Genomic DNA, 25,907 nt, shown 5'->3' on the forward strand with positions numbered 1-25,907 from the left:
TCCAACGGGGGAATGTCGGGCGCCGTGCTGCGGCGCAACCGGTCGATTGTAATCCCTCAGGAGGCGATTCCCACGATTCAAACGCTTGTTTGGGGCGATTTCTGTTGTGCGAGCCGGTTATGGCCCGCCAAACACCCCCGCCGTAGGAGCCCACCCTGTGGGCGACGCCGTTCGCGGAAGCGCCACAGGGCCTGCGGCGGTGAGGCGAAAGATGTCGCCCACAGGGTGGGCTCCTACGGGGCGGGGGGCGGTCAGGGGGCGGGTTTGGGGGCTTCGGGCGGGAGCAGGCGGATGTCCGTGCTGGAGGACGGGATCGTGATGCCCTCCTCGCCGAACTGATCCTTGATGCCACGCAGCAAGGTGGTCTGGGCACCGTACATATCCGCCACCGTGCACCAGCCGCGGATCACCAGGGTGACGTTCGAGGCGCCCAGGCTGTCCGTCCACACCCCCGGCGCCGGGTCCTTCATGATCCGCGCATCGCCCTCAAGCAGCCCACGGACGATATCCATGGCCTTGCCGATATCGTCGCTGTAGGCGATGCCCACCTTGATCTCGAAGCGGCGGGTGCCACGACGGTTGAAGTTGATGATGGCGTCGCCGCCCACCTTCGCGTTGGGCACCACGGCTTCGCGGTTATCCGGCGTAATGATGTAGGTGTGCATCAGGTTGATGCTCTCCACCGTACCCTCCACCCCGCCGACCAGCACGTAATCGCCAATGCGGTACGGGCGGAACAGGATCAGCAACACGCCCCAGGCCAGGTTCGACAGCGAGCTGTTCAACGCCAGGCCAATGGCCAGACCGGCAGCGCCGAGCGCGGCGATGAATGACGCGGTGGGAATCCCCGCCATGCCCATCACCTGCACGACGAGGAAGGCGATCAGCAGGCCGTAGATGGCGTTGCGCAGGAAGCCGGCGAGCGTGTCGTCCACCTTCGCGCGCTCAAGCGCACGGCGGCCGACGTTAGCGATGCGCGCGGAGATCCAGAAGCCGACGACAAGCGCGATCAGCGCAATGCCGATACGGATGCTCCAGCCGATGATGACCAGCCGCGTGGCGTGGTCGATGCCGAGGTGATCGAGGAAGTCGAGCATGCGAGGCCTGCCTTTCGAAGCGAAGAATCGCGGCAAAGGCTAGCAACGAAACCGTGAAGACCCGGTTTCAATGCCCCCTCGCACTGTAGGAGCCCACCCTGTGGGCGACGCCTTTCGTACAGCCGCCACAGGGTCTGAAAGGTGTTGGCGAAAGATGTCGCCCACAGGGTGGGCTCCTACGACGGGAGCCACCACGCCGGTGGACGATGCGCGGCGGGCCATGCGATTTTTGCGCCGGAGGCGCTTAGGCATGGCGGCGTAGCCGCAACCGACAAAGGCTTTTGCGCCGGAGGCGCCTGAGCATGGCGGCTCAGCCGCAACCGCATAAAAAAGGCCCCTTTCGGGGCCTTTTCATCACTTCGGCGTATTCGGCTCAGGCTTCGCGGCCTGTGCCGTCTGCGGCGGGGTGTCGATCTTCTTGCCGCCGTACGGGAGCACCTCGGAGGCGAGCTTCGCATCGCCCTTGATGAGGGTCACTTCGTCGCTGACGATGTGCGCTGCTTCTTCCAGCGGCGTGTCCTTCGCCTTCTTCGCATCGGCTTCCTGCTTGAGGTCGCTCTTGATGCTGCGCTCGTTCGCGTTCAAACCGTCATCGCCATTGCTCTGGTCATCGACATCCGCGCTGCCGTCGCCACCGAAGATGGCCTTGCGGCGGTTGCGGAAATCAGCCTGCGTGGCGTCGAACTGCTTGCGCTCGGCCTGGCGGGCGGCGAAGTTCAGCGAGATATCGGTCTTGTCGCGCAGCTGCTTGTACTGCGCCAGCTCATCCAGCATCAGCTTCCACGCCGGCGACGTAGCCACGCGCGCGGTGTGCTTCTGGTTGAGCGGACCCACGATCGGCTTCAGGTCAGCGACCGGCTTGTAATCGGCCGGATCGATATGGCGCCACGGCAGTGCGTTGTCGTAGGTGGATTCACCAAACTCCTTCGCGTCGCCGTTTTCGGGGAAGCGCACATCGGGCGTCACGCCGTGCAGCTGCGTGCTGTCGCCGTTGATGCGGATGAACTCGGCGATGGTCATCTTGAGCTCGCCGTACTTCGCGTCTTCGCCGGTCTGCGCCTTGCCGAAACGGTCGAGGTCGACCAGGTTCTGCACGGTGCCCTTACCGAAGGTGGGCTCGCCGATGATGATGCCGCGGCCGTAATCCTGGATGGCGGCGGCGAAGATCTCCGACGCCGAGGCCGAACCACGGTTCACCATGACGGCCATCGGGCCATCCCACGACATGCCCGGCTGGTCGTCGCCCTGGGCTTCGACCTGGCCACGCGCATCGCGCACCTGCACGACCGGGCCGGTATCGATGAAGAGACCGGTGAGTTCGGTGGCTTCGTTGAGCGAGCCGCCGCCGTTGTTACGCAGATCCATGATGACGCCCTCGACCTTCTGTGCCTTCAGGTCGGTGAGCAGCTTGGACACGTCGCGGGTGGCGCTCTTGAAGTTGGCATCGCCGTTACGGCGCGCGCCGAAATCCTGGTAGAACGTGGGCAGTTCGATCACGCCGATCTTGCGCGTGACATCGCCATCCTTCACGTCGATGACCTTGGACTTGGCGGCCTGCTCTTCCATGGTGACCTTCTTGCGCACAAGGGTCACGATGTCGTGCTTGCCATCCACGCCGGCATCGCCCGGGAGCACTTCCAGGCGGACGGTGGTGTCCTTCTTGCCACGGATGAGCTTGACCACGTCATCCTGGCGCCAGCCCACCACGTCGACCATCGGGCCGGTTTCGCCCTGGCCGATGGCGACGATGCGGTCGCCGGGCTTGAGCTTGCCGGACTTCAGCGCCGGGCCGCCCGGGACGAGCTCGCGGATGGTGGTGTAGTCGTCGCGCGCCTGCAGCACCGCGCCGATACCTTCCAGCGACAGGCGCATGGCGATATCGAACGCATCCGCCGCGCGGGGGCCGAGGTAATCGGTGTGCGGGTCGGTGGAATTGGCGTAGGCGGTCATGAACGCCTGGGTGGCGTCCTCGTCATCGAGCTGGCGTACGCGCGTGATGTACGTGGCGTAGCGCTTGTCGAGGGTCTTGCGGATATCGTCGTCGCTCTTGCCGGCAAGCTTCAGGCGCAGCCAGTCGTTCATGGTGCGCTTGCGCCACACATCGTCGAGCTCGGCCTGGTTCTTCGGGATCGGCGCCTTCTTGCGATCGAAGTTGAAGGTCTCGTTGCCGCTGAAGTCAAAACCCTTCTTCAGCAGGCCGCGCGCATAGTTCATGCGATCGACGGCGCGCGTGATGTACAGGTTGAAGACCGAGAACGGGCCGGTGAGGTCCTGGTTCCAGATGGCGTCGTCGAACTGCGTCTTCAGCGGTTCGAACTTGGCCATGTCTTCCTGGGTGAAGAAGACCTTCTCGCTATCGAGATCGTCGAAGTAGGCCTTGTAGATCTTGGCCGACATGGCGTCGTCGAGCGGCTGCGCCTGGTAGTGGAAACGCGTGAGGAAGCGCGCGGAGAGCTGCGCGGCCTGCGTTTCCGCCGAGGTGGGCTTCAGCGGGAGGGAGGATTCTTTCTTCTGCGGTTCGGGCGACGTGGCCGCTTCCGAAGCATCCTTCGGTTGCGGCGCAGCCGTCTTCGCCGGCGGTGTCGCGCCAGGCTGCTGAGGGGCGGCATTCTGGGCGTGCGCTCCTGTGGCGGTAAGGGCCAGCAGGAGGGCGAGCGACACGGGGCGAAGGGTCATGTAATGCCTCGATTTGCTTTGAGCGTTTATTCGACGACGCCGGCGGCGTGGGCCATCAGGTCGGCATGGTAGGAGGATCGCACCAACGGGCCGGAAGCGACATGGCCGAAGCCCATCTCTTCGCCGGCGACGCGGAGCGCCTCGTATTCTTCCGGCGTCCAGTAGCGGACCACCGGATGGTGATGCGCCGTCGGCTGCAGGTATTGGCCAATGGTGATCATGTCGACGTCATGGGCGCGTAGATCGCGCATGGTTTCGAGCACCTGCTCCATGGTTTCGCCCAGGCCCAGCATGATGCCGGACTTGGTCGGGACCTCGGGATGCTGCGCCTTGAAGCGCTTGAGCAGGTCGAGCGACCACTGGTAATCGGCGCCCGGGCGCACTTCGCGGTACAGGTGCGGCACGGTTTCCAGGTTGTGGTTGAACACATCCGGCGGGAAATCCTTCAGGACCTCCAGCGCGCGCTCCATACGGCCCTTGCCGCGGAAATCCGGGGTGAGGATCTCGATCTTGATATCCGGGCTGGCGTGGCGCACGGCGCGGATGCAGGACGCGAAATGCTCGGCGCCGCCATCGCGCAGGTCGTCGCGATCCACCGAGGTGATGACCACGTACTTCAGGCGCATGTCGCGGATGGTCTCGGCCAGGCGCGCCGGCTCGAGCGGATCCGGCGCCAGCGGGCGGCCGTGGGCCACGTCACAGAACGAGCAACGGCGGGTGCAGACCTCGCCGAGGATCATGAAGGTGGCGGTGCCCTTGCTGAAGCACTCGTGGATGTTCGGGCACGAGGCTTCCTCGCACACGGTGACCAGCGAGTTTTCGCGCAGGCGCGCCTTGAGCTGCTGCACGGCATTGCCCTGCGGCAGGCGCACGCGGATCCAGCTCGGCTTGCGCAGCACAGGCACATCGGTCTCGAAAGCCGCGCGGTTGAGCGCGATCTTGTCGTTACCGAGCATCTTCTCGCCGGGCTTGTCGACGACAGCGATGGGAATGCTGCGGGCGGGGGTATTGGGGACGGTTTGGCTCATGGGGCTACGACCTCAGACCGCAACGCGGGCGGGGAGTTCGGGGATAACGGGAGCGGATTCGACGGCGTGGAAACCGAACTGCTTGCAGAATTCCTGTACCAGGACGTCTTCCACGTCTGACAACCGCGACGGACCCCCCAAGTCTACCACCTGGGTGACTTCCAAACCCTTGTAGCCGCAAGGATTGATGCGGTGGAAGGGCTCCAGGTCCATATCGACGTTGAAGGCCAGCCCATGGAAGCTGCAGCCGCGGCGGACACGCAGGCCGAGGGCCGCGATCTTGGCGTCGGCGGTGTACACGCCGGGGGCGCCTTCACGCCGGGCGGCGCCGATATTCCACTCGCCGAGGGTATCGATGATGGCCTGTTCGATCTTGCAGACCATGTCGCGGACGCCCACGCCTACGCGGCGCAGGTCCATCAGGGGGTAGGCCACGATCTGGCCCGGGCCGTGGTAGGTCACCTGGCCGCCGCGATCGACGCGAACCACCGGGATATCGCCAGCGAACAGCACGTGCTCGTCCAGGCCAGCCTGCCCCAGCGTGAACACCGGGTCGTGTTCCAGCACCCACAGCTCATCGGGCGTGTCTTCGGTGCGGTTGTCCGTGAAGGCGCTCATGGCCTTCCAGGCGGTTTCGTAGGGCACGCGCCCCAGCCGGCGAACGTTGAGGGGAAGGGTCATGGGGCTTATCGGGGGGATGCGGGGATGTCAGGTATCTGCGGGTTGAACGCCTACGATACAAGAGATCCCCACCCCGATGCTGCCCGTAGGAGCCCACCCTGCGGGCGACATCTTTCGCGTAGGAGCCCACCTTGTGGGCGACATCTTTCGCGGAAGAGCCACAGGGCCTGTGGCGTTTGTACGAAGGGCGTCGCCCACAGGGTGGGCTCCTACGGCGGTATGCCGGTATGCCGGTATGCCGGTATGCCAGGACGGCGGGACGGCGGGACGGCGGTCCCGCGCGGGCCGTTAGAGCGTGAAGCGGATGTCCGCGTCGGCGCGGAGGGCGTCGTGGGCTTCCATGTACTTCTCACGGCTGGGTGCGACGAAGCTGACCGCCACCGACTCGTAGTTGCCGGCGGGGGTAAGCTTGGAGGTCACCGTTTCGTGGAGCACTTCCAGGCCGATTCCGTGCAGGATCTGCGGCACGCGGGCCTTCAGGTCCACATTGGCATTGCCGATGGCCGTGATCTCGAACTGGCCCGGGAACTGGAAACCCTTGCCTTCGGCCTTCGCCTGGGAGAAATCGATCTCTTTCATCGCCGGAGCTCCTTACTTCTTGCCGCTGTCGTCGCTATGGAACCACAGCATGATGGTGTCCCACAGGCGCGAGAAGAAACCGCCTTCCGGCGCATCGCTCAGGGCGACGAGGGGCACCGTGGTGACCGGCTGGCCATCCAGGGTGACGCGCAGCGAGCCGACCTGCTGGCCCTTCTTGAACGGGGCGATCAGCGTGGACGGAAAATCGAGGTTGACCTTGAGCTTGTCGTAATCGCCGCGCTTCACCGAGATCAGCACGTCTTCGGTGGTGCCCAGCGGCAGGGTGTTCTCAGCGCCCTTCCACAGCTTGGGCGAGGCCAGCGTGGCGCCCGCGGCGTACAGCTTGTGGCTTTCGTAGAAGCGGAAGCCGTAGTTCATGAGCGCCAGCGCGGCATCGGCGCGGCCCTTTTCGCTGCCGGCACCCATCACGATCGCGATCATGCGGGCATCGCCCTGCTTGGCCGACGCAGCCATGCAGAAGCCAGCGGCGGCGGTGTGGCCGGTCTTGATGCCGTCGACGGTGTTATCGCGCCACAGCAGCAGGTTACGGTTGTGCTGGGTGATGTCGTTCCACTTGAACTCCTTCACCGCCGAGATCGCGTAATCCTCCGGGAAATCGTGGATCAGCGCGCGCGACAGCACGGCGACGTCGCGTGCCGTGGTGTAGTGGTTGGCGATCGGGTAGCCCGACGCGTTCTCGAAGTTCGAGTGCGTCATGCCGAGCTGCTTGGCGTACGCGTTCATCAGGTTGGCGAACGCCGGCTCGGAGCCCGCGGTGTGCTCGGCCAGGGCGATGGCGGCATCGTTACCCGACTGGATGATCATGCCGTACAGCAGATCCTTCAGCGGGACCTGGCTGTTGAGCTTGAGGAAGCTGGTGGAACCGTCGGTGCCGGCACCGCCGCCACGCCACGCGTTCTCGCTGATGGTGACCGGGTCGGTCATGTGGATCTTGCCGTTGGCGATCTCCGCGGACACGACGTAATCGGTCATGACCTTGGTGATCGAGGCCGGCTCGACCTGCATGTCCGGTTCCTTCGACGCGATGATCTGCCCGGTGTTGTAGTCCATCAGCACCCAGCTCTTGCCTTCCACATCCGGCGGCGGCGGCACGGGGGCCTCGGGCACCACGGGGCGCGGCACCACGGGACGCGGCGGCGTCTGCTGCGCCACGGACACGCCGGCGACGAGCGCGGCGGCGGCGAAAGCGAACAGGGAACGGGGCAAAAGCTTCATCGTTTCAGCAGTCCAGTCGAAAACAAACGGGAAAAAAAGAGGTTTAGTCTACCGCGACCGAGGGTCTGGGCAGGCCCATGCCGGCAATCTGGTCGGTAACGCGGTCGGCGGTGTCCACATCGGCCAGGGGGCCCACGCGCACCTTGCGAATGCTGCGGCCGGCCACGTTGGCCTCGATAACACTGACAGGACCGACGCCGGCGCGGTTCAACTGATCGGCCACGCGGTTCGCGTTGGCCAGGTCGGAAAAGGCGCCCACCTGGAGGTAAATGCTGGGCTTGCCGGGCACGGCGGCCGGGCTGGAGGCGGTGCCGGCAGCCGCGCCAGGAGCGGCCTGCGGGGCCTTCGCCACCGGAATGGAGGTGCCGACCGGGGCCGCGATATCGGCCGAAGGAGCGCGCGTAGCGACCGGTGCGCCAGCAGCCGACGGCGGCAAGGCATCAGCGACGGAGGCGTTGGTCATGCCCGGCACCGGGCCGTCGTCTTCCGGGTTGCCCACGGCCACCGGCGTGGACGTGGTTGATGTCGGCGCCGGCCGGGGCGCACCCGCGATCACCGCACCCGTGGCCACCGCGGCAGCCGTGGGCGCCGTACGCGCTGCAGGTGGCGGCGGCGTACGCGACGAACGAACAGGCGGCGGCGGGGCCGTCACCGGCGCGGGCTTCGGCGTGGTCTGCACGAACGGCGGTGCAGAGACCGACGAAGGGTCTGACGGATCGATCGCGCGCACTTCAACCAGACCGGTGCCGCTCGGCCACACGCCGATCTTTACCGCGGCGGCGAACGAAAGATCGATGATGCGGTTTTCATGGAACGGGCCGCGATCGTTGATGCGGACGATGACGCTCTTGCCGTTCTCAAGATTGGTGACACGCGCATAGCTCGGCAGCGGCAGTGTCTTGTGCGCCGCGCTGAACTGGTACATGTCGTATTCCTCGAGATTCGAGGTCTTGTAGCCGTGGAACTTGTTGCCGTAGAACGACGCGATACCGCGCTCCACGTAGCCCTTGGGCGTGGGCAGCACGTTGTAGGTCTGGCCCAGCACCGAGTACGGCGATTTGTTGCCGTACAGCGAGCGCGGTTCGTTCTTCGGCACCGGCTCCGGGATCTTGCTGAAGTCCGGCATCTCGGTCGGCACGCTGTCGCTCTTGCTGCCGTAGCGCGACCCCTGCGAGCGGCTGATATCGTCGTACGGCCGGCTGGAACCACCACTGCGCTTGCCCGAGGAAGGCCGCGTGTTATGCCCGCCCCCGCAAGCGCTGAGCAGCACCGTGACCACCAGAATGAGGCACCACCGTAGGAGCCCACCCTGTAGGCGACGCCGTTCGCCCAAACGCCACAGGGCCTGTTGCGCACCCGCGAAAAGATGTCGCCCACAGGGTGGGCTCCTACGATGGCGCGGATGCGTCAGCTGGTTCACCGCCCCCACGGTGGCCTTGTTCATCGCGCGCCGGGTCCGTTTACGCGGGCGCGGATCGCCTGCGCCAGCTGGTCGACGGCCAGTGCGTACATGGGGCTACGGTTGTAGGTGGTGATCACGTAGAAGTTCTGGAACGTGAACCAGTATTCGTCACCCGAGGGGCCATCCAGGCGCAGCAGCTGTGCGTCGCGGCCCGGGTCCAGGTGCTGCACCGGCGCGAAGCCGGTGGCCACGAAGGATTCCACGGGAGCGACGGTGTGCCAGTCCTTCGGTACCGCCGGCGCCTTCGCGCGGCGATCGGGCTGGGCGCGCGCGGCGACGGGGCCGCCGGTCTGCCAACCGTGTTCCTTGAAGTAGTTGGCGACGCTGGCAAAAATATCGCCCATCGAGCCCTTCATGTCGATGCGGCCATCGCCGTCGTAATCCACGCCCCAGTCGCGGATGGAGCTGGGCATGAACTGGCCCCAGCCCTGCGCGCCGGCGTACGAGCCGGTGAGCGTATCCAGCGGACCGGCCAGGTGGTTCGGCGGCAGCTCGAGCAGCACCTTCAGCTGTTCGCGGAAGAACGGTGCGCGCTTCGGGTAGTAGAACGCCAGCGTCGTCAGCGCATCGAGCACCTTGTACTTGCCGGTGTTCCGGCCGTAGAAGGTCTCCACGCCCACGATCGCCACGATGTATTCGGCAGGCACGCCATATTTGCGGCTAATGCCATCAAGCAAGGCACGGTGCGTGCGGTAGAACTCGGCACCCGCGTTGATCCGGTCTTCGGTGAGGAAGATGGGCCGGTACACGCTCCACGGCTTGCTCTCGGCCGGGCGGTTCATGGCATCGATGATGCCCTGCTGCATCTTCGCCCCGTTGAGCAGCTTGTTCAGCGCCCAGGCGCTCTTGCCCGTGTCCTTCGCTACTTCACGCACCAGCGCGGCCTGGCCCGGATGGGTCTCAGGCGCAGCCGGTGCCGCGGCGCGTGCATGGCCGGCCGCAAAAAGCAGGGGAAGCAGAAGCGTCGCGCCGAGCAGGCGCGGAACATATCGAGCGGGTCGTGCGCGGTGCGCCGGCTGTGCATCATCCATGAGCCGAAGCGTAACACGCGAAAGTGGCGCTTCCCGGGCTGGCTGGAGCGCGTGTTCAGCCATTAATCGTGGAGCTTTCGGTTCGCGTGGATGGACATGAGCACACCAAAGCCTGTCAGCAACGACACCGCAGACGTGCCGCCATAACTGACGAGCGGCATCGGCACGCCCACCACCGGCAGGATGCCCGCGACCATGCCGCCGTTCACGGCCACGTATACGAAAAAGCTCATACCGATCGCACCCGCGAGGAGACGCGAGTAGGTATCGCGTGCATTCATCGCGATCCACAGGCAGCGGCCGATGATGAAGGCGTAGAGCACCATGATGGCGATGACGCCCACCAGGCCGAATTCCTCGGAAAACACCGCGAAAATGAAGTCGGTGGTGTGCTCGGGCAGGAAATCCAGGCGCGACTGGGTGCCGTGCTGCCAGCCCTTGCCGAAGATGCCGCCGGAGCCCACCGCGATCTTCGACTGGATGATGTGCCAGCCGTTGCCCAGCGGGTCGGATTCCGGATCCAGCAGCGTGCGCACGCGGTTGCGCTGGTATTCGTGGAGGAACTGCCAGGCCACCGGGATAGCGGCGCCAGCACCGCCCACCAGCAGGCCGATCCGCCACCAGGCCATGCCGGACAGGAACAGCGCGAAGGCGCCCGCGCCCGCAACGAGCAGCGCCGTGCCCAGGTCGGGCTGTTCAGCGATGAGTGCGGCCGGCACGGCGATCAGCAGGCCGACCACGATGATGTCTTTCCAGCCCGGCGGCAGCTGCCGCGGGTGCAGGTACCAGGCCACCATCATCGGCATGGTGAGCTTGAGTAGCTCCGAGGGCTGGAAGCGCATGAAGCCCAGATCGAGCCAGCGGTAAGCGCCCCTGCCCTCGCCCAGCGCGGCCACTACGAAGAGCAGCGCGGTGCTGCCGGCGTAGAGCCATGGCGTCCACGAACGCAGCACCGGCGGTGGGATGCGTGAGATCACCAGCAGCAGCACGCCGCCGAGCACGAAGCGCGCGGCCTGGCCGCCGACCAGCGAATAGTTGCCGCCGCCCGCGCTATACAGCGTGGCCAGGCCGGCGCAGGCCAGCAGGAACAGCGCCAGCAAGAGCGGCAGGTCGAGGCGCGGCCGGGTCATCAGACGCAGGCCGAAACGCTTGAGGCGGACGGTGATTTGTTCGAGCACGGTTACTGGTCCTCCCCGTCATCGTCCGGGGGCAGCACGCTGCTGGTGGCCGGCGCGGGCTCGGCGCCCTGCACGCTGCTGTCGCTCGCAGGCGCGCTCTCGATCGGCGCATCCGAGGTGGCGATGGGGCCTGGCGGCAACGCTTCCGGACGCGGGCCGCCCGAATCGACCACCCACTGGTCGAGGATCTTGCGCACGATCGGGCCGGAATCCTGGGCGCCCCAGGCGCCCGCTTCGAGCAGCACGGCCACGGCGATCTTCGGATCTTCCGCCGGCGTATACGCGATGAACCACGCACGGTGGCGGCTGGCGAGATAAGCGCTGTTCTTGTTGTTGTCGTAAGCGTCGGTCTTGCGCGAGAAGCGCTCGGCCGTGCCGCTCTTGCCCGCCATGACATACGGGAAGCCGATACCGACCTTCTTGCCGGTGCCCTTGCCCGAGTTGATCACGTCGATCATGCCCTGGTTCACCGCCTGCCAATCGCTATCGCGGCGGACCACCGAGGGCCCTTCCGGAGCGAATACCTGGGGCACGCGCGGGCTATCCACGCCATCCTGGGTATCCAGCAGCAGGTGCGGCGCATACGGGATGCCGTGGCCGGCGAAGGTGGCGATCGCGTGGGCCAGCTGGATCGGCGTGACCGCCCAGTAGCCCTGGCCGATACCGGCGATGATCGTTTCGCCCGGGAACCAGCCGGCCTTCGAACGCTTCGCTTTCCATTCGCGCGATGGCAGCACGCCCTCGGCCTCGCCAACCAGATCGATACCGGTCTTCTGGCCGAAGCTGAACTTCGACATCCAGGCGGACAGGCGATCGATGCCCATATCCAGCGCCAGCTTGTAGAAGTAGGTGTTCGTCGAGTGCTCGATCGCCTGCATCATGTTGACCGTGCCGTTACCGCCGCGGTCGTCATCGCGGTAACAGCGGGTCTGGCCGGGGATGCAGAACTGGCCGTTCGAAAACACGGTATCCGTCGGTCGGCGCAGGCCCAGGCTGAGGCCACCCAGCGCGAGCAGCGGCTTCACCGTGGAGCCCGGCGGGTACACGCCGCGCAGGGCACGGTTGTACAGCGGCTTATCCGGGTCGGTGGTCAGCGCCTTGTAATCCGCCGAACTGATGCCGTTGACGAACAGGTTGGGATCGAACGTGGGGAAGCTGGCGAAGGCCAGCACCTGGCCGTTGCGCGGATCGATGGCGATCGCTGCGCCCGGGCGGCCGGCAAGGCCTTCCAGCGCGGCCTTCTGCAGGCGCACGTCGATCGACAGGTAGATGTTCTTGCCGGGCGTCGGCGGCGTGGTATCCAGCACGGCCTGGGTGCGGCCGTCGGCGTTCACTTCGACCAGCTCGTAGCCCGGCGCGCCGTGCAACAGCTTTTCGTAAGAACGTTCGATGCCGATGCGGCCGATGTGGGTCGTGCCCTTGTAGCTGGCCTCTTCGTCGTCATCCATGCGATCGAGATCATCCGCATCGATACGGCTCACATAGCCGAGCACGTGGGCGAATTCCGGGCCCATCATGTAGCGGCGGGTAAGGTACGGCACCACGTCCACGCCGGGGAAGCGCCAGCGGTTCACGGCGAAGCGGCCGATTTCATCCTCGGTGAGCTTGAGCTTCAGCGGCACGCCTTCGAAGCGGCGGCTCTGCTTCACCTGCTTCTTGAACAGGGTGATGTCGTCATCGCTAAGCGGCACGACGGCGCCCAGGTCGCTGAGCATCTTGTCCATGTCGCCGACCTGTTCCGGCGTCACTTCCAGGCGGAAGGCCGGTACGTTGTCGGCGAGCAGCACGCCATTGCGGTCATAGATGAGGCCACGCGCCGGCGGGATCGCACGCGGCTTGATCCGGTTCTGCTCCGAACGCGCGGCGAACTCGTCGTGGTGGTAGACCTGCAGGTACACGTAACGCGTGCACACCGCGATCAGGCCAAGCAGGATCAGGCCAAAGCCGGCCAGCGCGCGGCGGCGGAACAACGCCACCTCACCGCGCATTTCCTTGATGGAGGCGCGCCGCAGGCTCATGCCTCGTGGATGCGCAGGCGCGCGCGCAGGTCATCGAGGATCAGGAACACGAACGGCCACAGCGCGGCGCCAACGAACGGCGAAAGCCAGAAATCGGCCGGCGGCAGCGGATCGCCGCCGAGCACGCGGATCAGCAACAGCAGCACGCGGTCGTTGAGCAGGAAGCCCAGTACGGCCAGAGTCTGCTGCCACATGGGGAAGAAGCGCAGGCGCGAGCGGAAGCGCAGGCAGATGAACACCATGGCGGTGAGGCGCAGGGCCTGTTCGCCGAGCAGCATGCCATCGAACAGATCGGCGCCTACGCCCAGGCAGAAGGCCAGGCCCAGGCCGACGCGATCACCGGATTGCAGGCACCAGTAAAGCAGGACCAGCGCAGGCCAGTACGGCTTGAACGGCGCGAGCGGGCCGGGCAGCGGCACCAGCATGAGCACAAGCGAGAGCAGCAGCGTGGCGGCGAACCAGAGCTGGCGTACACGGGTCTTGTTCATGGCGTACCCCCCTGGGCGCTGCTCGACGCGCGCGCGGGCGCACCGCTGACGGTGGGCGCGGTGACCTTGGGCAGGGTCGGGTTAGGCGCGGGTGTGGCCGGCGGCGCGTTCGGATCCGGCGCCATGTCGGCCGGCGGGCCGGCGTTGGGGGCGAGATCGGGCGGCCCGGCGCTTTCGGCCAGGTCGTGGAGCAGGAGCACGTCTTCGCTGCGGTCGAGATCCGCGGCCGGCAAGGCGTTGGCCGAGAGGAAGGTACCCGAGGCGGTCTGGCCCACGTCGCGGATGGTGCCCACGGGGAAACCGGTGGGGAAACGCCCGCCGAGGCCCGAGGTAACCAGCTTGTCGCCCGCCTGCACATCGGCGGAGACCGGGATGTTGGGCAGCGTGAGCATGTCGCCGCCGCGCGAACCGTAAGCCACGGTACGCAGGCCGGTGCGCTCGATGGTGACCGGGATGGCGTGATTCGGGTCGGTGATGAGCATGGCCACCGAGGTGGTCGGCATCACTTCGATGACCTGGCCCATGACGCCACGCGCGTCGATCACCACCTGCCCCACCTTCACCTGGTCGCGGGCGCCCACGTTGAGGGTAATACGGTGGCGGAACGCGCCCAGGTCCACGCCAATGAGGCGGGCCAGCTGCACGTTGATCGCGAGGCTGTGCTGGGTATCGAGCAGCTCTTTCAGGCGCTGGTTCTGCTCGGCCACGGACGCCATGCGGTTGAGCTTGGCGTTGGCGAGCAGCAGGTCTTCGCGCAGGCGCTGGTTGGCCTCGGTAAGGCGCTGGCGGTCGGCGAACGCCACCGTCGCCGCCTGGAACCCCTGCGACGGCAGGCCAGCCAGGCGGTACACCGGCTCGATCACCACCGAGAGGCCATAGCGGACGCTGGCCAGCCACCCGCCGCGATGGTCGAGGACCATCAGGACGCAGGCGAGCGCGAGGTACACGATAAGCCGCAGGGTGCCCGCCACACCGGGCGAGAACAGCGGCGACTTATCGTCGCGATTAAGGGCCATGGATTAGCGCGCCCAGGCCGACGCGGCGCGCGCGTCCATCATTCGAAAGCGAAGAAGTCGCTGCCGTGCTGGTCGATCATCTCGAGGGCCTTGCCGCCGCCGCGCGCCACGCAGGTGAGCGGGTCGTCGGCCACCTGCACGTGCAGGCCGGTTTCCTCGGAGATGAGGCGATCCAGGTCGCGCAGCAGGGCGCCACCGCCGGTAAGCACGATGCCGCGCTCGGCCACGTCGGAGCAGAGCTCCGGCGGAGTCTGCTCCAGGGCAGCCTTCACCGCGGCCACGATGCCGGAGAGCGGCTCGTGGAGGGCTTCGAGCACCTCGTTGGAGTTGATCGAGAACATGCGCGGCACGCCTTCGGCGAGGTTACGGCCGGAGATTTCCATCTCGCGGACTTCGCTCTGCGGGAAGGCGCAGCCGACTTCCAGCTTGATCCGCTCGGCGGTGGATTCACCGATGAGGGTGCCGTGGTTGCGGCGCACGTAGTTGATGATGGCCTCGTCGAAGCGATCGCCGCCGACGCGGACCGACTGCGAGTAGACGATGCCGTTCAGCGAGATGACCGCCACTTCGGAGGTACCGCCGCCGATATCGAGGACCATGGAGCCACGGGCCTCGTGCACCGGGATGCCGGCACCGATCGCGGCCGCCATCGGCTCTTCGATCAGGAAGACGTCACGGGCACCGGCGCCTTCGGCCGATTCCTTGATGGCGCGGCGCTCCACCTGGGTGGAGCCGCAGGGCACGCAGACCAGCACGCGCGGGCTGGGACGCAGCATGCGCGAGCGGTGCACCTGCTTGATGAAGTGCTGGAGCATCGCCTCGGTCATGGTGAAGTCGGCGATGACGCCGTCCTTCATCGGGCGGACCGTGGCGATGTTGCCCGGGGTACGGCCGAGCATGCGCTTGGCGTCGCCACCGACGGCGGCGACGGCACGCGGGCCGCCCGGGCCACGATCCTGGCGAATGGCGACCACCGAAGGCTCGTTCAGCACGATGCCCTGGCCACGCACATAAATGAGCGTATTCGCCGTACCGAGATCGATGGAGATGTCGTTCGAAAAGAGTCCGCGGAACTTCTTAAACATGATGCGGCGGGCGCCCGATAGCCGGAAAAGTAAGCTCGGAAGTCTAGATTGCGACCCCTTGGGGCGCAAGGGCGGAGAAGTTAAGAAAGCCTTGTAAGTCTGAATGATGCGCGAGACTCCTCCGTCGCTCCCGTAAATCTGTACGTAACGGAATGGTCGCGGCCGGGGGCGTTTTTGGGTACCATCCGCCGGTTTGCCGGAGCTCGTTCCATCGGGCTCAAATCAAGGGCGATGACCGCCCCCTTGTAGGAGCCCACCCTGTGGGCGACGCCGTTCGCGATATAGCCACAGGGCCTGCTGCGCTATCGCGAAAGACGTCGCCCACAGAGTGGGCTCCTACAACGAAACCACATTCTTCAGGGTTGCTTAAACGATGACTGCCGTAATCTGCGGATCGCTTGCCTATGACACCATCATGGTGTTCCAGGACCAGTTCAAGAACCACATCATTCCGGACCAGGTGCATATCCTGAATGTGTCGTTCCTGGTGCCGGCCATGCGCCGCGAGTTCGGCGGCTGCGCCGGCAACATCGCCTACAACCTGAAGCTGCTCGGCGGTGAGCCGATGCCCGTCGCCACGGTGGGCCAGGATTTCGGTCCGTACCGCGCGCACATGGAAAAGCACGGCATCCGCCTCGACGGCGTGCGCCAGTACGACGACATGTTCACCCCGCAGTGCTTCATCACGACGGACCTGGATAACAACCAGATCACCGCGTTCCACCCGGGCGCCATGTCGAACGCACACGACAACCACGTGCGTGATATCCCCGATTACCAGTTCGGTATCGTTGCGCCGGACGGCCGCGAAGCCATGCTGCAGCACGTCGATGAATTCGCCGCGCGCGGCGTGCCCTTCATCTTCGATCCGGGCCAGGCGATGCCGCTGTTCAATGGCGACGAGTTCCGCGCCATGATCGAGAAGGCTACCTACGTCATCGTCAACGACTACGAGTCGCAGCTACTGCAGCAGCGCACCGGTTGGGACGCTGCGACGATCGCTTCGAAGGTGAAGGCGTACATCGTCACCGTCGGCCCGCGCGGTTCGATCATCCACGCCGATGGTGAAACCATCAACATCCCGCCGGCACGCGAGCGCCAGGTGGTCGACCCGACCGGTTGCGGCGACGCGTATCGCGCTGGCCTCATCTTCGGCATGATGAAGGGCTACGACTGGCCGACCGTCGGCCGCATGGCGTCGCTCATGGGCGCGCTGAAGGTCGAGCACCCGGGCACGCAGAACCAGTACTTCACGTACGAGCAGTTCGCGACCGAGTTCAAGGATCAGTTCGGTTACGAGCTGGCCTGAGGTACCGTTGAAAAAGGGGCGGCGCAGCAATGCGCCGCCCCTTTTTTGTGCGCTTTGTCGGCGTGGCGTGCACTGCGTTGCGCGATGTGATCGGTTCATTCGCTAACGCGAATGCATGTATCGAGCGGCGTTCGCCGCCTCGCCCTTGATGGGTTGAGGAAGCCGCGGGTGGGCAAGCCCTGGGGGCCGCCAGTCGCGGACCTGCGGACCGGGCCGTAGCACCTCACTCGCGAGAAGCGTGGCGCTTGGCGGCCCTCCGCTCATGTCGGCCCCAGGGCTTGCCCACCCGCGCACCCAGCGACGAGGTTGATTGCAGGAGAGCTTGCGGCGTGCAGCGGCGCACCGATAAGACGCAGGGCTTCGGTGTACTGGCTTGTGCGCCACGCAACGAAACGTGTGGACTCGGGGGCGGTCAGGGCCTCGCGGCCGACATGAGCGGAGGGCCGCGCAACGTCACGCGCTTCGCGAAAGAGATGCCTACGGCCCGGTCCGCAGGTCCGCGACTGGCGGCCGCAAGGCCCTGACCGCTCCCGACCCCGACAAACTCCCCAGCCCACGGCGGCGCACGCCGCTCAAAACACGCATTCGCGCCTGCGAATGAACCGATGACAAGGCGCGGCGCAACGACACGGCTCGTAACGATTACTTACGTTCGCGACAAACCCGGGAAAAACCTGCGGTGCATGGTGGGATACCCATGAACCCTGAGGATGCCTTATGCGTCTGCTTTCCCTCGCTGCTACCGCGGCGCTTGCTGCCCTCCCCCTTTCCGCGTTGGCTTCGACGTCGATCACCACCGCTCGCGTGAACCTGCGTGCGGGGCCTGCGACTAATTACCCGGTGGTCACGACGTTGCCGCCGCGCGCGGAAGTCGAGACGCATGGTTGCCTGCGTGACATGAGCTGGTGTGATGTGAGTTGGGCCGGCCAGCGTGGTTGGGTGTCTTCGTCGTATGTGCTGGTGGTGCAGGAACATCGTACGGTGGTCGTCACCGAAGAGACCGCGCCTTCGCTGGGCGTGACCGTGGTGAGCTTCGACCACGGGTATTGGGAACGTTATTACCCGGCGCGGCCGTGGTATGCGAGCTGGACGGTGTATGCGAGCCCCGTACCGCTACCGGTTCCCGCACCAGCCGTCGTGCATCGCGGCGCCACCGCCTGTGGGCCCCGTGGATGCGTACACACCGGCACGACCTATCGCCGCTGGTAATGCGAACGAATCCTTGCTCATCGGGTGGGACCCGCCACCACCCTGTGGGCGACATCTTTCACGGAAGAGCCACAGGGCCTGTGGGGTTATCGCGAAAGATGTCGCCCACAGGGTGGGCTCCTACCTTGGGTTAGAAATGCCAGCCGGCGTAGACGCTGGCGGTGACTTGCGAGGTTTCTTTCACCACGGGGCTGTCTTTGACGTTGGCGAGGAGTTTGCCGGCGCTTATGCCGCCGCCGATGACCCAATCGCCTTCGGTGGCGTAGCGCACGCCGATGTTGAGTGAGTATTCCTGGAAGCCTGCCGGTGCATGGTAGCCAGGCAGCATGGTTTCCGGCGTCTTTGCCGTGTCGACGCCGAAGTACGTGGTGTTGTGCTGGCGGTTGCCCCACACGATGCGGGGGCCGGTGACGATAGCGAAGTGGTCGTTGATGGGGAACGCCTGCTGCGCGGCGAGCGTGATCGTGGTGCCCTGGCCATGGCCGGAGAGATCCGTATCGGAGCGCAGGCTCAGAAGACCGCCGGGGCGGAAGCGATAGCCGAGCAGGAAGCCACCGAGCACGCTGCGGTCGATATCCTTCAGGCCATGCAGGTAGTCACCATCGGAGGTTTTGCGCGGCGCGATGTTCTGATACGACACCGACACGCCAGCGATCCACTTACCGGTGTTGAGCGGCGTGAAACCAAGCTGCAGCGGATTGCCGCCGTAGCGGTTGCCCAGGTACGCGTAGCTTGTGGGAAGTTCGACGCGAAGCACGGGCACCAGGTTCGTGCGCTGTCGGTTGCTACCGATGTATTCGGGGCGCGATACCACGCCGACACCGAGATCACCGTGGGCGGTGTCCTGGGCGAAGGCTGCGGGGGCGATGACGGCGCAGCCGAGCAGCGCGCCCGCGGCATGGCGGGCGCGAAGGGGGAAGGGGCGCATGGGGAATCCTTTTCAAAAAAAGGAGCGGCAACGCGGCGCCGGACACGGAGAGGGGGCGGCCGGCAGGGTGAAGGTGCCGCGCTGCCGCTAAGCGAAGGGGTTGCCGGGGAACCCGGCGGGGGTGGGGCTTAGCGGCCCGCGTTCGCCTTCATGAAGGCGACGATCTGGTCCTTGGTGATGTAGCCCTTGTGGTCGGCATCGATCTCGTCGAAATGCTCGGCCACGCGCGGCATGCCGGCCTTGGCTTCATCCTGGGTGAGCTTGCCGTCGTGGTTCGCATCGGCTGCATCGAAACGCTGGTTCAGCATGGCCATGGCCTGCTGCGCGCGGCTGTTGTCGGGCATCGCGAACGCCACCAGCGGCGCGAGTGCGATAGCGGCGACGAAAAGCATTCGCATGGGTATCTCCTTGGCTAGCCGGCGGGAGTGCCGACCCATGCAGCGTAGCCACGCGCTGTTTGTCGCCGATGTCGCAAGTGCAAGCAGATGTTTCAAAGTGCTTCAGCGGCACCTGCGGCACGCAGCGGAAAGGCCACGCTGGCCCGCAGGCCACCGCCGTTACGCGCCGCCAGCGAGAGCGTGCCGCCATGCAAGCGCACGAGCCTGTCGACGATGGCGAGGCCCAGCCCTGTGCCGGGGACGCTTGCCCGGCCCGCATCGGCGCGGGTGAATGGTTGGCGCAAGCGCTCAATGTCAGCCGCATCGATGCCGGGCCCGCGGTCCAGCACGTCGACATGCACCTGCCCTTCCGCGTAGCGCGTGCGCACCTCCAGGCCTTCGCCGGCGTAACGCACCGCGTTCTCCATGAGGTTGGTCAGCACGCGCAGCATGGAGATGGGCCGGAAGCGCAACGCGGGCAGCGGTGCCAGCGTGAGCTGGAACGGTGTATCGCGTGCCTCGAATTCGCCAGCGAGCTGCATCACCAGCGTATTGAGATCCGCATCCACCGGCTTTTCACCTGCGCCAGCACGGCCGTAGTCGAGGAACTGCCCGACGATGGCATCGATCTGCTGGATGTAGATCACTTCAGGTGCGTCACGCTCACGCGCATCGAGCGCGAGACGAAGCTTGGTAAGCGGTGTTCGGATATCGTGCGAGATGCCAGCGAGCATTTCCGCGCGCACGGCTTCCATCGCACGCAGGTTATCTGACATGGCATTGAACTGGCGCGCTACCGCGGCCAGCTCGCTCGCGCGGTAATCAGGGAGGCGCACGTCGCCACCCTCGCCGACGCGCCGTGCGGCTTCCACCACTTCGCGTAGCGGCCGGTTGATGCGGCGTTGGATGAGCAACGCGATCAGCGTGGCAAGCCCCATCATGGCCAGCGCCGCGATGAGCACGAAGAACGCCGGACGATCGCGCGTCAACGAACTCGGCGGCAGCGTGAACCAGGCACGGCGTTCACCGATGTTGATGCGGACCCACGCGTGCGGCGAAGGCTCGCCGCCCCAGCGAAACGCCATGTCGGGGGCGAGGTTGTCGCGCAGGCTGTTCACGAACTGCGCCACCAGCGAGAAGCGGCTGCCAGGATCTTCATCCGCCGGTGGGGCGCCCTCCTGCAAGACGAGGCGCCCGGCGCCCGTCAGGTGTTGCAGGTACGCGCGCTGTTCCGGCGGTGACATGTTGGCGAATGCGCGGTCGATCGCGTTCAGCTCGATCGCGACGAGACGGCCAAGCTCGGCTGCACGCGGCCCCTGCACATAGAGGAACGCGCCACCGAAGAACACCTGCGCGAGCAATGCGAACGAGAGCAACAGGACGAGGTTTCGCCTGAACAGGCTTCGCGGCAGCCAGCTATTCATGGCTGCCATCGGGCACGAACACGTAGCCGATACCCCATACCGTGCGGATGTACTTCGGCGATGAAGGGTCGCCTTCAATCTTGCGGCGCAAGCGCAGCACCTGCACGTCGAGCGCGCGATCCAGCGAGTCGTGCTCCCTGCCCTTCACCTTGTCCAGCAGATGGTCGCGCGACATCGGCCGGTGCGGATTGGCGGCGAATACGCGTAGCAGCTGGAATTCCAGGCTGGAAAGGGCAATCAGTTCGTCATCCCTACGCAGCTCCATGCGCGACACATTGAGCACGAACGGGCCGAACGTCGTGACCTCATCGTTGCCCCACGTCTGCGTGCTGTGCAGCATCTTCTGCCGGCGCAGCATGGCTTGCAGGCGTGCGGTGAGTTCGCGCGGATCGAACGGTTTGGCAAGGTAATCGTCGGCGCCCATTTCCAGGCCCACGATGCGATCCACGGCATCGCCACGCGCGGTGAGCATCAGGATGGGGATGGTCTGCCCGCCAAAACGCAGGCGGCGGCACACCGAGAGGCCGTCTTCGCCAGGCATCATCAGGTCGAGCACCAGGGCGTCGTACGGCTCGCGCTCCAGCGCCCGGTCGAGCTGCTCCGCCGTGGCGACGGCGTGCACATCGAAGCCATGGCCGCTGAGGTAACGACGCAGCATGCCGCGCAGCTCGTCGTCATCGTCGAGCACGAGGATGCGTGGCGCGCGGGTATTCAAGCGGGTGATCCGGAGGTCATCCGGCCATTCTCCGCGCCCCGCACCGACCGCCGCAAGGCGCTGGCGGCCACCTGAAACAGGCTGTAACAACTTCCGCGCCCCCCCGACATCGGGGGCCAACCGGCCTTGCGCACCATGGCATGGTGTTCGCCGACCCGGCGCACCATCCCCATCCCCGGAGTCGTCCGTGAAGAAGCCTCGCAGCCGCTGGCGTGTCGCCAGCATGGCCCTCGTTGCCGTTGCCCTCCTGGCCATCGTCGCCTGGATCCACCACCGCCGTGCCGCCCCGGCGCCGGTCGAACCGCCGCGCGTGATCGCTACGGCCCCCGTCGCCCTGCGCGATGTGCCGGTCTACGTCAGCGCGATCGGCACCGTGACGCCCACGCAGACGGTGACCGTGCGCACGCAGGTCGGCGGCACGCTGACCGGGCTGCGCTTCCGCGAAGGCCAGGTGGTGAGCGCGGGCGATGTGCTCGCCACCATCGATGACCGCGCGCTGCGCGCACAGGTGCTCGCCGCGGAAGGCGCCCTGCAGCGCGACGAAGCCGCGTTGCGCAACGCGCAGGCCGATCTCGTCCGCTACCAGGCGCTGGTGAAGATCGGCTCGGTGACGCAGCAGCAGGTCGATACGCAGGCTGCCGCCGTGGCACAGGCCCAGGGCACGGTCCTTAGCGATCGCGGCCAGCGCGATAACCTGGCCGTGCAGCTCGGCTACACGAAGGTGACGGCGCCCATCACTGGCGTGACCGGCCTGCGCGCGGTGGACGTCGGTAATCTGGTTTCGCCTTCGGATACCAATGGCATCGTGACGCTCGCGACGGTCTCGCCGATCAGCGTGAAGTTCGCGGTGACCGAGGACGAACTGGGCCAGGTGCTCGCCGCGATGCACGCTGGCGAGGTGCCGGTTGACCTATCCGATCGCGCTGGCAAGGCACTGGCCAGCGGCGTGCTCGAGGCTGTCGATAACCGCGTAGATGCGACGACGGGCACAGTCACCGTGCGCGCCCTCTTCCCGAATACCGACCGCGCGCTCTATCCCAACCAGTTCGTCAACGCGCGGCTGCGCGTGGCGGTGTTGCACGGCGCGAGCATCGTACCGTCGCGTGCGATCCAGCGCGGCGCGCACGGCGCGTTCGTCTACACGGTGGTGCAAGGCAAGGCCGTGATGCGCACGGTGTCGACGGGCCCGTCGGATGGCGATGCCACGGTCATCACCCCCACCGCCAGTGGCGCGGCGTGGCGTGCCGGTGAGTCCGTGGTGGTGGCGGGTGCCGATGCGCTCACCGATGGCGCACGCGTGAGCGAACCGGCCCACCCATGAACCTCTCGCGCCCCTTCATCCAGCGGCCGGTCGCCACCGCCTTGCTTATGGCCGCCGTGCTGCTCGCCGGCATCCTCGGCTGGCGTGCCTTGCCGGTCTCCGCGCTGCCCGAGGTGGATTACCCGACGATCCAGGTCTACACCAACCTGCCCGGCAGCAGCCCGGACGTCACCGCATCGAGCGTGACGTCACCACTGGAGCGCCAGCTCGGCCAGATGGCGGGCCTGCAGCGGATGGACTCGAGCAGTGCGCTCGGCGCTTCGGTGATCACGCTGACGTTCGACCTTTCGACGCCGCTGGATGAAGCGGAACAGGAAGTGCAGGCCGCCATCAATGCCGCCAACGCGTACCTTCCAAAGGACCTGCCCTACCCCCCGGTCTACAGCAAGGTGAACCCGGCGGATCCCCCGGTGCTCACGCTCTCGATGACCTCGCCGCAGCTCCCGCTGACGCGTGTACAGGAACTGGCGGAGACACGTATCGCGCAAGCCATCTCGCAGATGCCGGGCGTGGGCCGCGTCACGGTGAGCGGTGGTGAACGCCCTGCCGTACGCGTCGGCGTGGATATGCCGGCGTTGAACCAGCATGGGCTCACGCTCGCGAATGTCACCTCGGCGATCCAGGCCGGTAGCGTGAATGGCGCGAAGGGCTCCATCGACGGCGAGCAGCTCTCCTACGCGGTAGGCGCGAATGATCAGCTTGCCGACGCGGATGGATTTGCCGGCGTGGTGCTGGCGGCACGCGAGAGCGCCCTGATCCACCTGCGCGATATCGGAGTCGTGGCCGAAGGCGCGGAAGACAGCCGACAGGCCGCGCTGGCTGACCGCCAGCCCGCGATCCTGATCAGTATCCAGCGCCAGCCGGGCGCAAACGTGGTGGCCACGGTGGACCGCATTACCGCGGCGCTGGCGGACCTCGGCGCCAGCCTGCCCGCGAACGTGAAGCTGGCCGTCCTCAACGACCGCACGGGTAGCATCCGCGCCTCGGTGCACGACGTGGAGATGGAGTTGCTGTTCGCGTTGCTGCTGGTGATCGCCACCGTGTGGGTGTTTCTCGGTGACTGGCGCGCCACGCTGGTCCCGGCGATTGCCGTGCCGGTATCGCTGGTGGGCACGGTGGCTGCCACCTACGCGCTCGGCTTCAGCCTCAACAACCTCACGCTGATGGCGCTGACCGTGGCCACGGGCTTCGTGGTCGACGATGCGATCGTAATGATCGAGAACGTCGCACGGCATATCGATGACGGCGCGGAGCCTCGCACCGCCGCCCTGGAAGGCGCGGGCGAGGTGGGCTTCACGATTGTCTCGCTTTCGCTCGCGCTCATCGCCGTGCTGATCCCGTTGCTGTTCATGGGCGATGTGGTCGGCCGCTTGTTCCGCGAGTTCGCTGTGACGCTGTCGGCGGCGATCATCATCTCGGCCATCATCACGCTCACCCTCACCCCGACGCTTTGCGCGCGGCTGCTGCGCAAGCAGAACCATGCGGGCCCGGGCTGGCTTGCGCGGCTCGAAGGCGCCTATATGCGCTGGCTCGGCCGCGCGCTGCAGGCACGCCGCGCCATGTTGCTTGCGGTGGCCGTGGCGACGCTCGCGACGCTGGGCACGCTCGTGCTGCTGCCCAAAGGCCTGTTCCCCGTGCAGGACACCGGGCTGCTGCAGGGTGCGGTGAAAGGCCCCGTCGATGCGTCGTTCGCCCGCATGCGCGAGCTGCAGGCGGCCGCCATCGACACCCTCCTGCGCGACCCGGCGGTGGCCGGCGTCTCGTCGTCGCTCGGCATCGACCAGACCAACCCGATGCCAGGCACCGCGCCTGTCCAGGTGCGCTTGCGCCCTCGCGGTGAAGGCGGCGAGCCCGCGGCGGAGGTGATCGCGCGTCTCGCCCACGCCGTCGCTACCAACCCGGATCCCGCCACGTTGAATCTCCACTCCGTGCAGGACCTGACGCTGGATACACAGGCCGGCTCGTCGATGTATGCGGTAGGCCTTGCTTCCGCGGACGGTGCCGCACTCGTCGACTCCGCACGCCGTGTGCTCGCCGGGATGCGCACGGATCCCGTATTTACCCACGTGCATAGCGATGCGCTGGAGCGTGGCCCACGCGTGGCGCTCACGATCGATCGCGGCCGCGCCGCGCAGCTGGGCGTGACCGTGCAGGCGATCGACGCGGCCTTGTATGCCGCCTTTGGCCAGCAGCAGGTGTCGACGATCTACACCGACCTGTCGCAGTACCACGTGGTGGTCGCCGCACGCACGCACGACGTGGCGCCCGAGGCGGCCTTGCGCGCGCTGTACGTGCCCGGCACGGGAGGCGTCCCGGTACCGCTCGCCGCGGTGGCTCGCACCGGCGGTGACGACGCGCCCGTGGTGCTCATGCGCGAACGCCAGTTCCCGTACGTGGATCTGTCGTTCGACCTTGCGCCAGGCGTCTCGCTCGACAAGGCGGTGGCGCACGTGCATACCCATGTGGATACGGCGAAGCTTCCGGCTTCGGTTCGGCTGAATATGCAGGGTACGCTGGGCAGCTTCGCCGATGCGCTGGATGGCCAGGTGGCGCTGCTTCTCGCAGCGATCGTGGTGGTGTACCTCACCCTCGGCTACCTGTACGAAAGTTTCATCCATCCGCTGACGATTCTTTCCACCCTGCCTTCAGCAGCGCTCGGCGCCGCGCTCGCGCTTGGCGTCTGCCGGCTCGATTTCGACATCATCGCGCTGATCGGCGTGGTGCTCCTGATCGGCATCGTGATGAAGAATGCGATCATGATGATCGACTTCGCGATCGCCCGTGAGCGCGAGGGCATGGACCCACTGGCGGCGATCCGTGAGGCCTGCGAGCTGCGGTTCCGGCCGATCCTGATGACCACGCTCGCGTCGTTGCTCGGCGCCGTGCCGCTGGCACTGGGTGGCGGCATGGGCGCCGAACTGCGCCACCCGCTTGGCGTCGCGATCATCGGCGGCCTGGTGGTGAGCCAGGTGCTGACGCTCTTCACCACGCCGGCGATCTACCTGAGCCTGCACCGCGCCGAGCGTGCCGTGGCGAGCCGGATCTGAGC

The 25,907-nt window shown here is 66.3% G+C and carries 21 protein-coding genes; 4 read left to right on the plus strand and 17 right to left on the minus strand.

Annotated features, from left to right (window positions below):
- Positions 1-251 precede the first annotated feature (251 nt).
- The 13 genes from L2Y96_RS19425 to L2Y96_RS19490 form a co-directional block, all read right to left on the minus strand.
- Positions 252-1,097, minus strand: a complete 846-nt coding sequence (locus tag L2Y96_RS19425; RefSeq protein ID WP_247329534.1) for a mechanosensitive ion channel family protein — start codon at positions 1,095-1,097, stop codon at positions 252-254.
- 354 nt (positions 1,098-1,451) lie between these two features.
- Complete coding sequence (locus tag L2Y96_RS19430; protein ID WP_247329537.1) at positions 1,452-3,773, minus strand: carboxy terminal-processing peptidase; 2,322 nt, start codon at positions 3,771-3,773, stop codon at positions 1,452-1,454.
- Between the two features lie 26 nt (positions 3,774-3,799).
- Complete coding sequence (lipA, locus tag L2Y96_RS19435; protein ID WP_247329539.1) at positions 3,800-4,801, minus strand: lipoyl synthase; 1,002 nt, start codon at positions 4,799-4,801, stop codon at positions 3,800-3,802.
- Positions 4,802-4,813: 12 nt separating this feature from the next.
- On the minus strand, positions 4,814-5,482 hold the full coding sequence (lipB, locus tag L2Y96_RS19440) for a lipoyl(octanoyl) transferase LipB (RefSeq protein ID WP_247329542.1): 669 nt from the start codon (positions 5,480-5,482) through the stop codon (positions 4,814-4,816).
- 288 nt (positions 5,483-5,770) lie between these two features.
- Complete coding sequence (locus L2Y96_RS19445; protein ID WP_247329545.1) at positions 5,771-6,061, minus strand: DUF493 family protein; 291 nt, start codon at positions 6,059-6,061, stop codon at positions 5,771-5,773.
- A 12-nt stretch (positions 6,062-6,073) separates the two neighbouring features.
- Positions 6,074-7,297 (minus strand): D-alanyl-D-alanine carboxypeptidase family protein, encoded by a 1,224-nt coding sequence (locus L2Y96_RS19450; RefSeq protein ID WP_247329548.1) that lies wholly within the window; start codon positions 7,295-7,297, stop codon positions 6,074-6,076.
- Positions 7,298-7,340: 43 nt separating this feature from the next.
- Entirely contained in the window at positions 7,341-8,567 is a 1,227-nt protein-coding gene (locus L2Y96_RS23005) for a septal ring lytic transglycosylase RlpA family protein (RefSeq protein ID WP_343218423.1), read from the minus strand.
- Positions 8,568-8,737: 170 nt separating this feature from the next.
- On the minus strand, positions 8,738-9,790 hold the full coding sequence (mltB, locus tag L2Y96_RS19465) for a lytic murein transglycosylase B (protein ID WP_247329551.1): 1,053 nt from the start codon (positions 9,788-9,790) through the stop codon (positions 8,738-8,740).
- A gap of 62 nt (positions 9,791-9,852) precedes the next feature.
- Positions 9,853-10,920 carry a rod shape-determining protein RodA gene (gene rodA, locus L2Y96_RS19470; protein ID WP_425492631.1) on the minus strand — a complete coding sequence of 356 codons (1,068 nt, stop codon included), beginning with the start codon at positions 10,918-10,920 and terminating at the stop codon, positions 9,853-9,855.
- Positions 10,921-10,970: 50 nt separating this feature from the next.
- Positions 10,971-12,986, minus strand: coding sequence for a penicillin-binding protein 2 (gene mrdA, locus L2Y96_RS19475; protein ID WP_247329557.1), 2,016 nt, complete (start codon positions 12,984-12,986; stop codon positions 10,971-10,973).
- On the minus strand, positions 12,983-13,474 hold the full coding sequence (mreD, locus tag L2Y96_RS19480; protein ID WP_247329559.1) for a rod shape-determining protein MreD: 492 nt from the start codon (positions 13,472-13,474) through the stop codon (positions 12,983-12,985). Before mreD ends, mrdA begins: the two co-directional genes overlap by 4 nt.
- The gene (mreC, locus tag L2Y96_RS19485; RefSeq protein ID WP_247329561.1) at positions 13,471-14,490 is read right to left on the minus strand and encodes a rod shape-determining protein MreC; all 1,020 of its coding nucleotides are present in this window, start codon (positions 14,488-14,490) and stop codon (positions 13,471-13,473) included. The genes mreD and mreC overlap by 4 nt, the downstream gene beginning before the upstream one ends.
- Positions 14,491-14,528: 38 nt before the next feature.
- On the minus strand, positions 14,529-15,575 hold the full coding sequence (locus L2Y96_RS19490) for a rod shape-determining protein (RefSeq protein ID WP_247329563.1): 1,047 nt from the start codon (positions 15,573-15,575) through the stop codon (positions 14,529-14,531).
- A 373-nt stretch (positions 15,576-15,948) separates the two neighbouring features.
- Here L2Y96_RS19490 and L2Y96_RS19495 point away from each other — a divergent pair, with 373 nt between their 5' ends.
- On the plus strand, positions 15,949-16,884 hold the full coding sequence (locus L2Y96_RS19495) for a carbohydrate kinase family protein (protein WP_247329564.1): 936 nt from the start codon (positions 15,949-15,951) through the stop codon (positions 16,882-16,884).
- Positions 16,885-17,601: 717 nt separating this feature from the next.
- On the plus strand, positions 17,602-18,093 hold the full coding sequence (locus L2Y96_RS19500; RefSeq protein ID WP_247329566.1) for an SH3 domain-containing protein: 492 nt from the start codon (positions 17,602-17,604) through the stop codon (positions 18,091-18,093).
- 130 nt (positions 18,094-18,223) lie between these two features.
- Here L2Y96_RS19500 and L2Y96_RS19505 read toward each other — a convergent pair whose 3' ends face one another.
- From L2Y96_RS19505 to L2Y96_RS19520, 4 genes are all read right to left on the minus strand, one after another.
- Positions 18,224-19,021 (minus strand): MipA/OmpV family protein, encoded by a 798-nt coding sequence (locus L2Y96_RS19505; protein ID WP_247329568.1) that lies wholly within the window; start codon positions 19,019-19,021, stop codon positions 18,224-18,226.
- Between the two features lie 128 nt (positions 19,022-19,149).
- On the minus strand, positions 19,150-19,419 hold the full coding sequence (locus L2Y96_RS19510; RefSeq protein ID WP_247329570.1) for an EF-hand domain-containing protein: 270 nt from the start codon (positions 19,417-19,419) through the stop codon (positions 19,150-19,152).
- Positions 19,420-19,511: 92 nt separating this feature from the next.
- Positions 19,512-20,822, minus strand: coding sequence for an ATP-binding protein (locus L2Y96_RS19515; RefSeq protein ID WP_247329572.1), 1,311 nt, complete (start codon positions 20,820-20,822; stop codon positions 19,512-19,514).
- Positions 20,815-21,537, minus strand: coding sequence for a response regulator (locus L2Y96_RS19520; protein ID WP_283248852.1), 723 nt, complete (start codon positions 21,535-21,537; stop codon positions 20,815-20,817). The genes L2Y96_RS19515 and L2Y96_RS19520 overlap by 8 nt, the downstream gene beginning before the upstream one ends.
- A gap of 187 nt (positions 21,538-21,724) precedes the next feature.
- Here L2Y96_RS19520 and L2Y96_RS19525 point away from each other — a divergent pair, with 187 nt between their 5' ends.
- A complete protein-coding gene (locus L2Y96_RS19525; protein ID WP_247329574.1) occupies positions 21,725-22,858 on the plus strand; it encodes an efflux RND transporter periplasmic adaptor subunit in 1,134 nt (377 codons plus the stop codon).
- Entirely contained in the window at positions 22,855-25,905 is a 3,051-nt protein-coding gene (locus tag L2Y96_RS19530) for an efflux RND transporter permease subunit (RefSeq protein WP_247329576.1), read from the plus strand. The genes L2Y96_RS19525 and L2Y96_RS19530 overlap by 4 nt, the downstream gene beginning before the upstream one ends.
- Positions 25,906-25,907: the final 2 nt, after the last annotated feature.

The sequence above is a fragment of the Luteibacter aegosomaticola genome, assembly GCF_023078475.1.
Lineage (GTDB): Bacteria > Pseudomonadota > Gammaproteobacteria > Xanthomonadales > Rhodanobacteraceae > Luteibacter > Luteibacter aegosomaticola.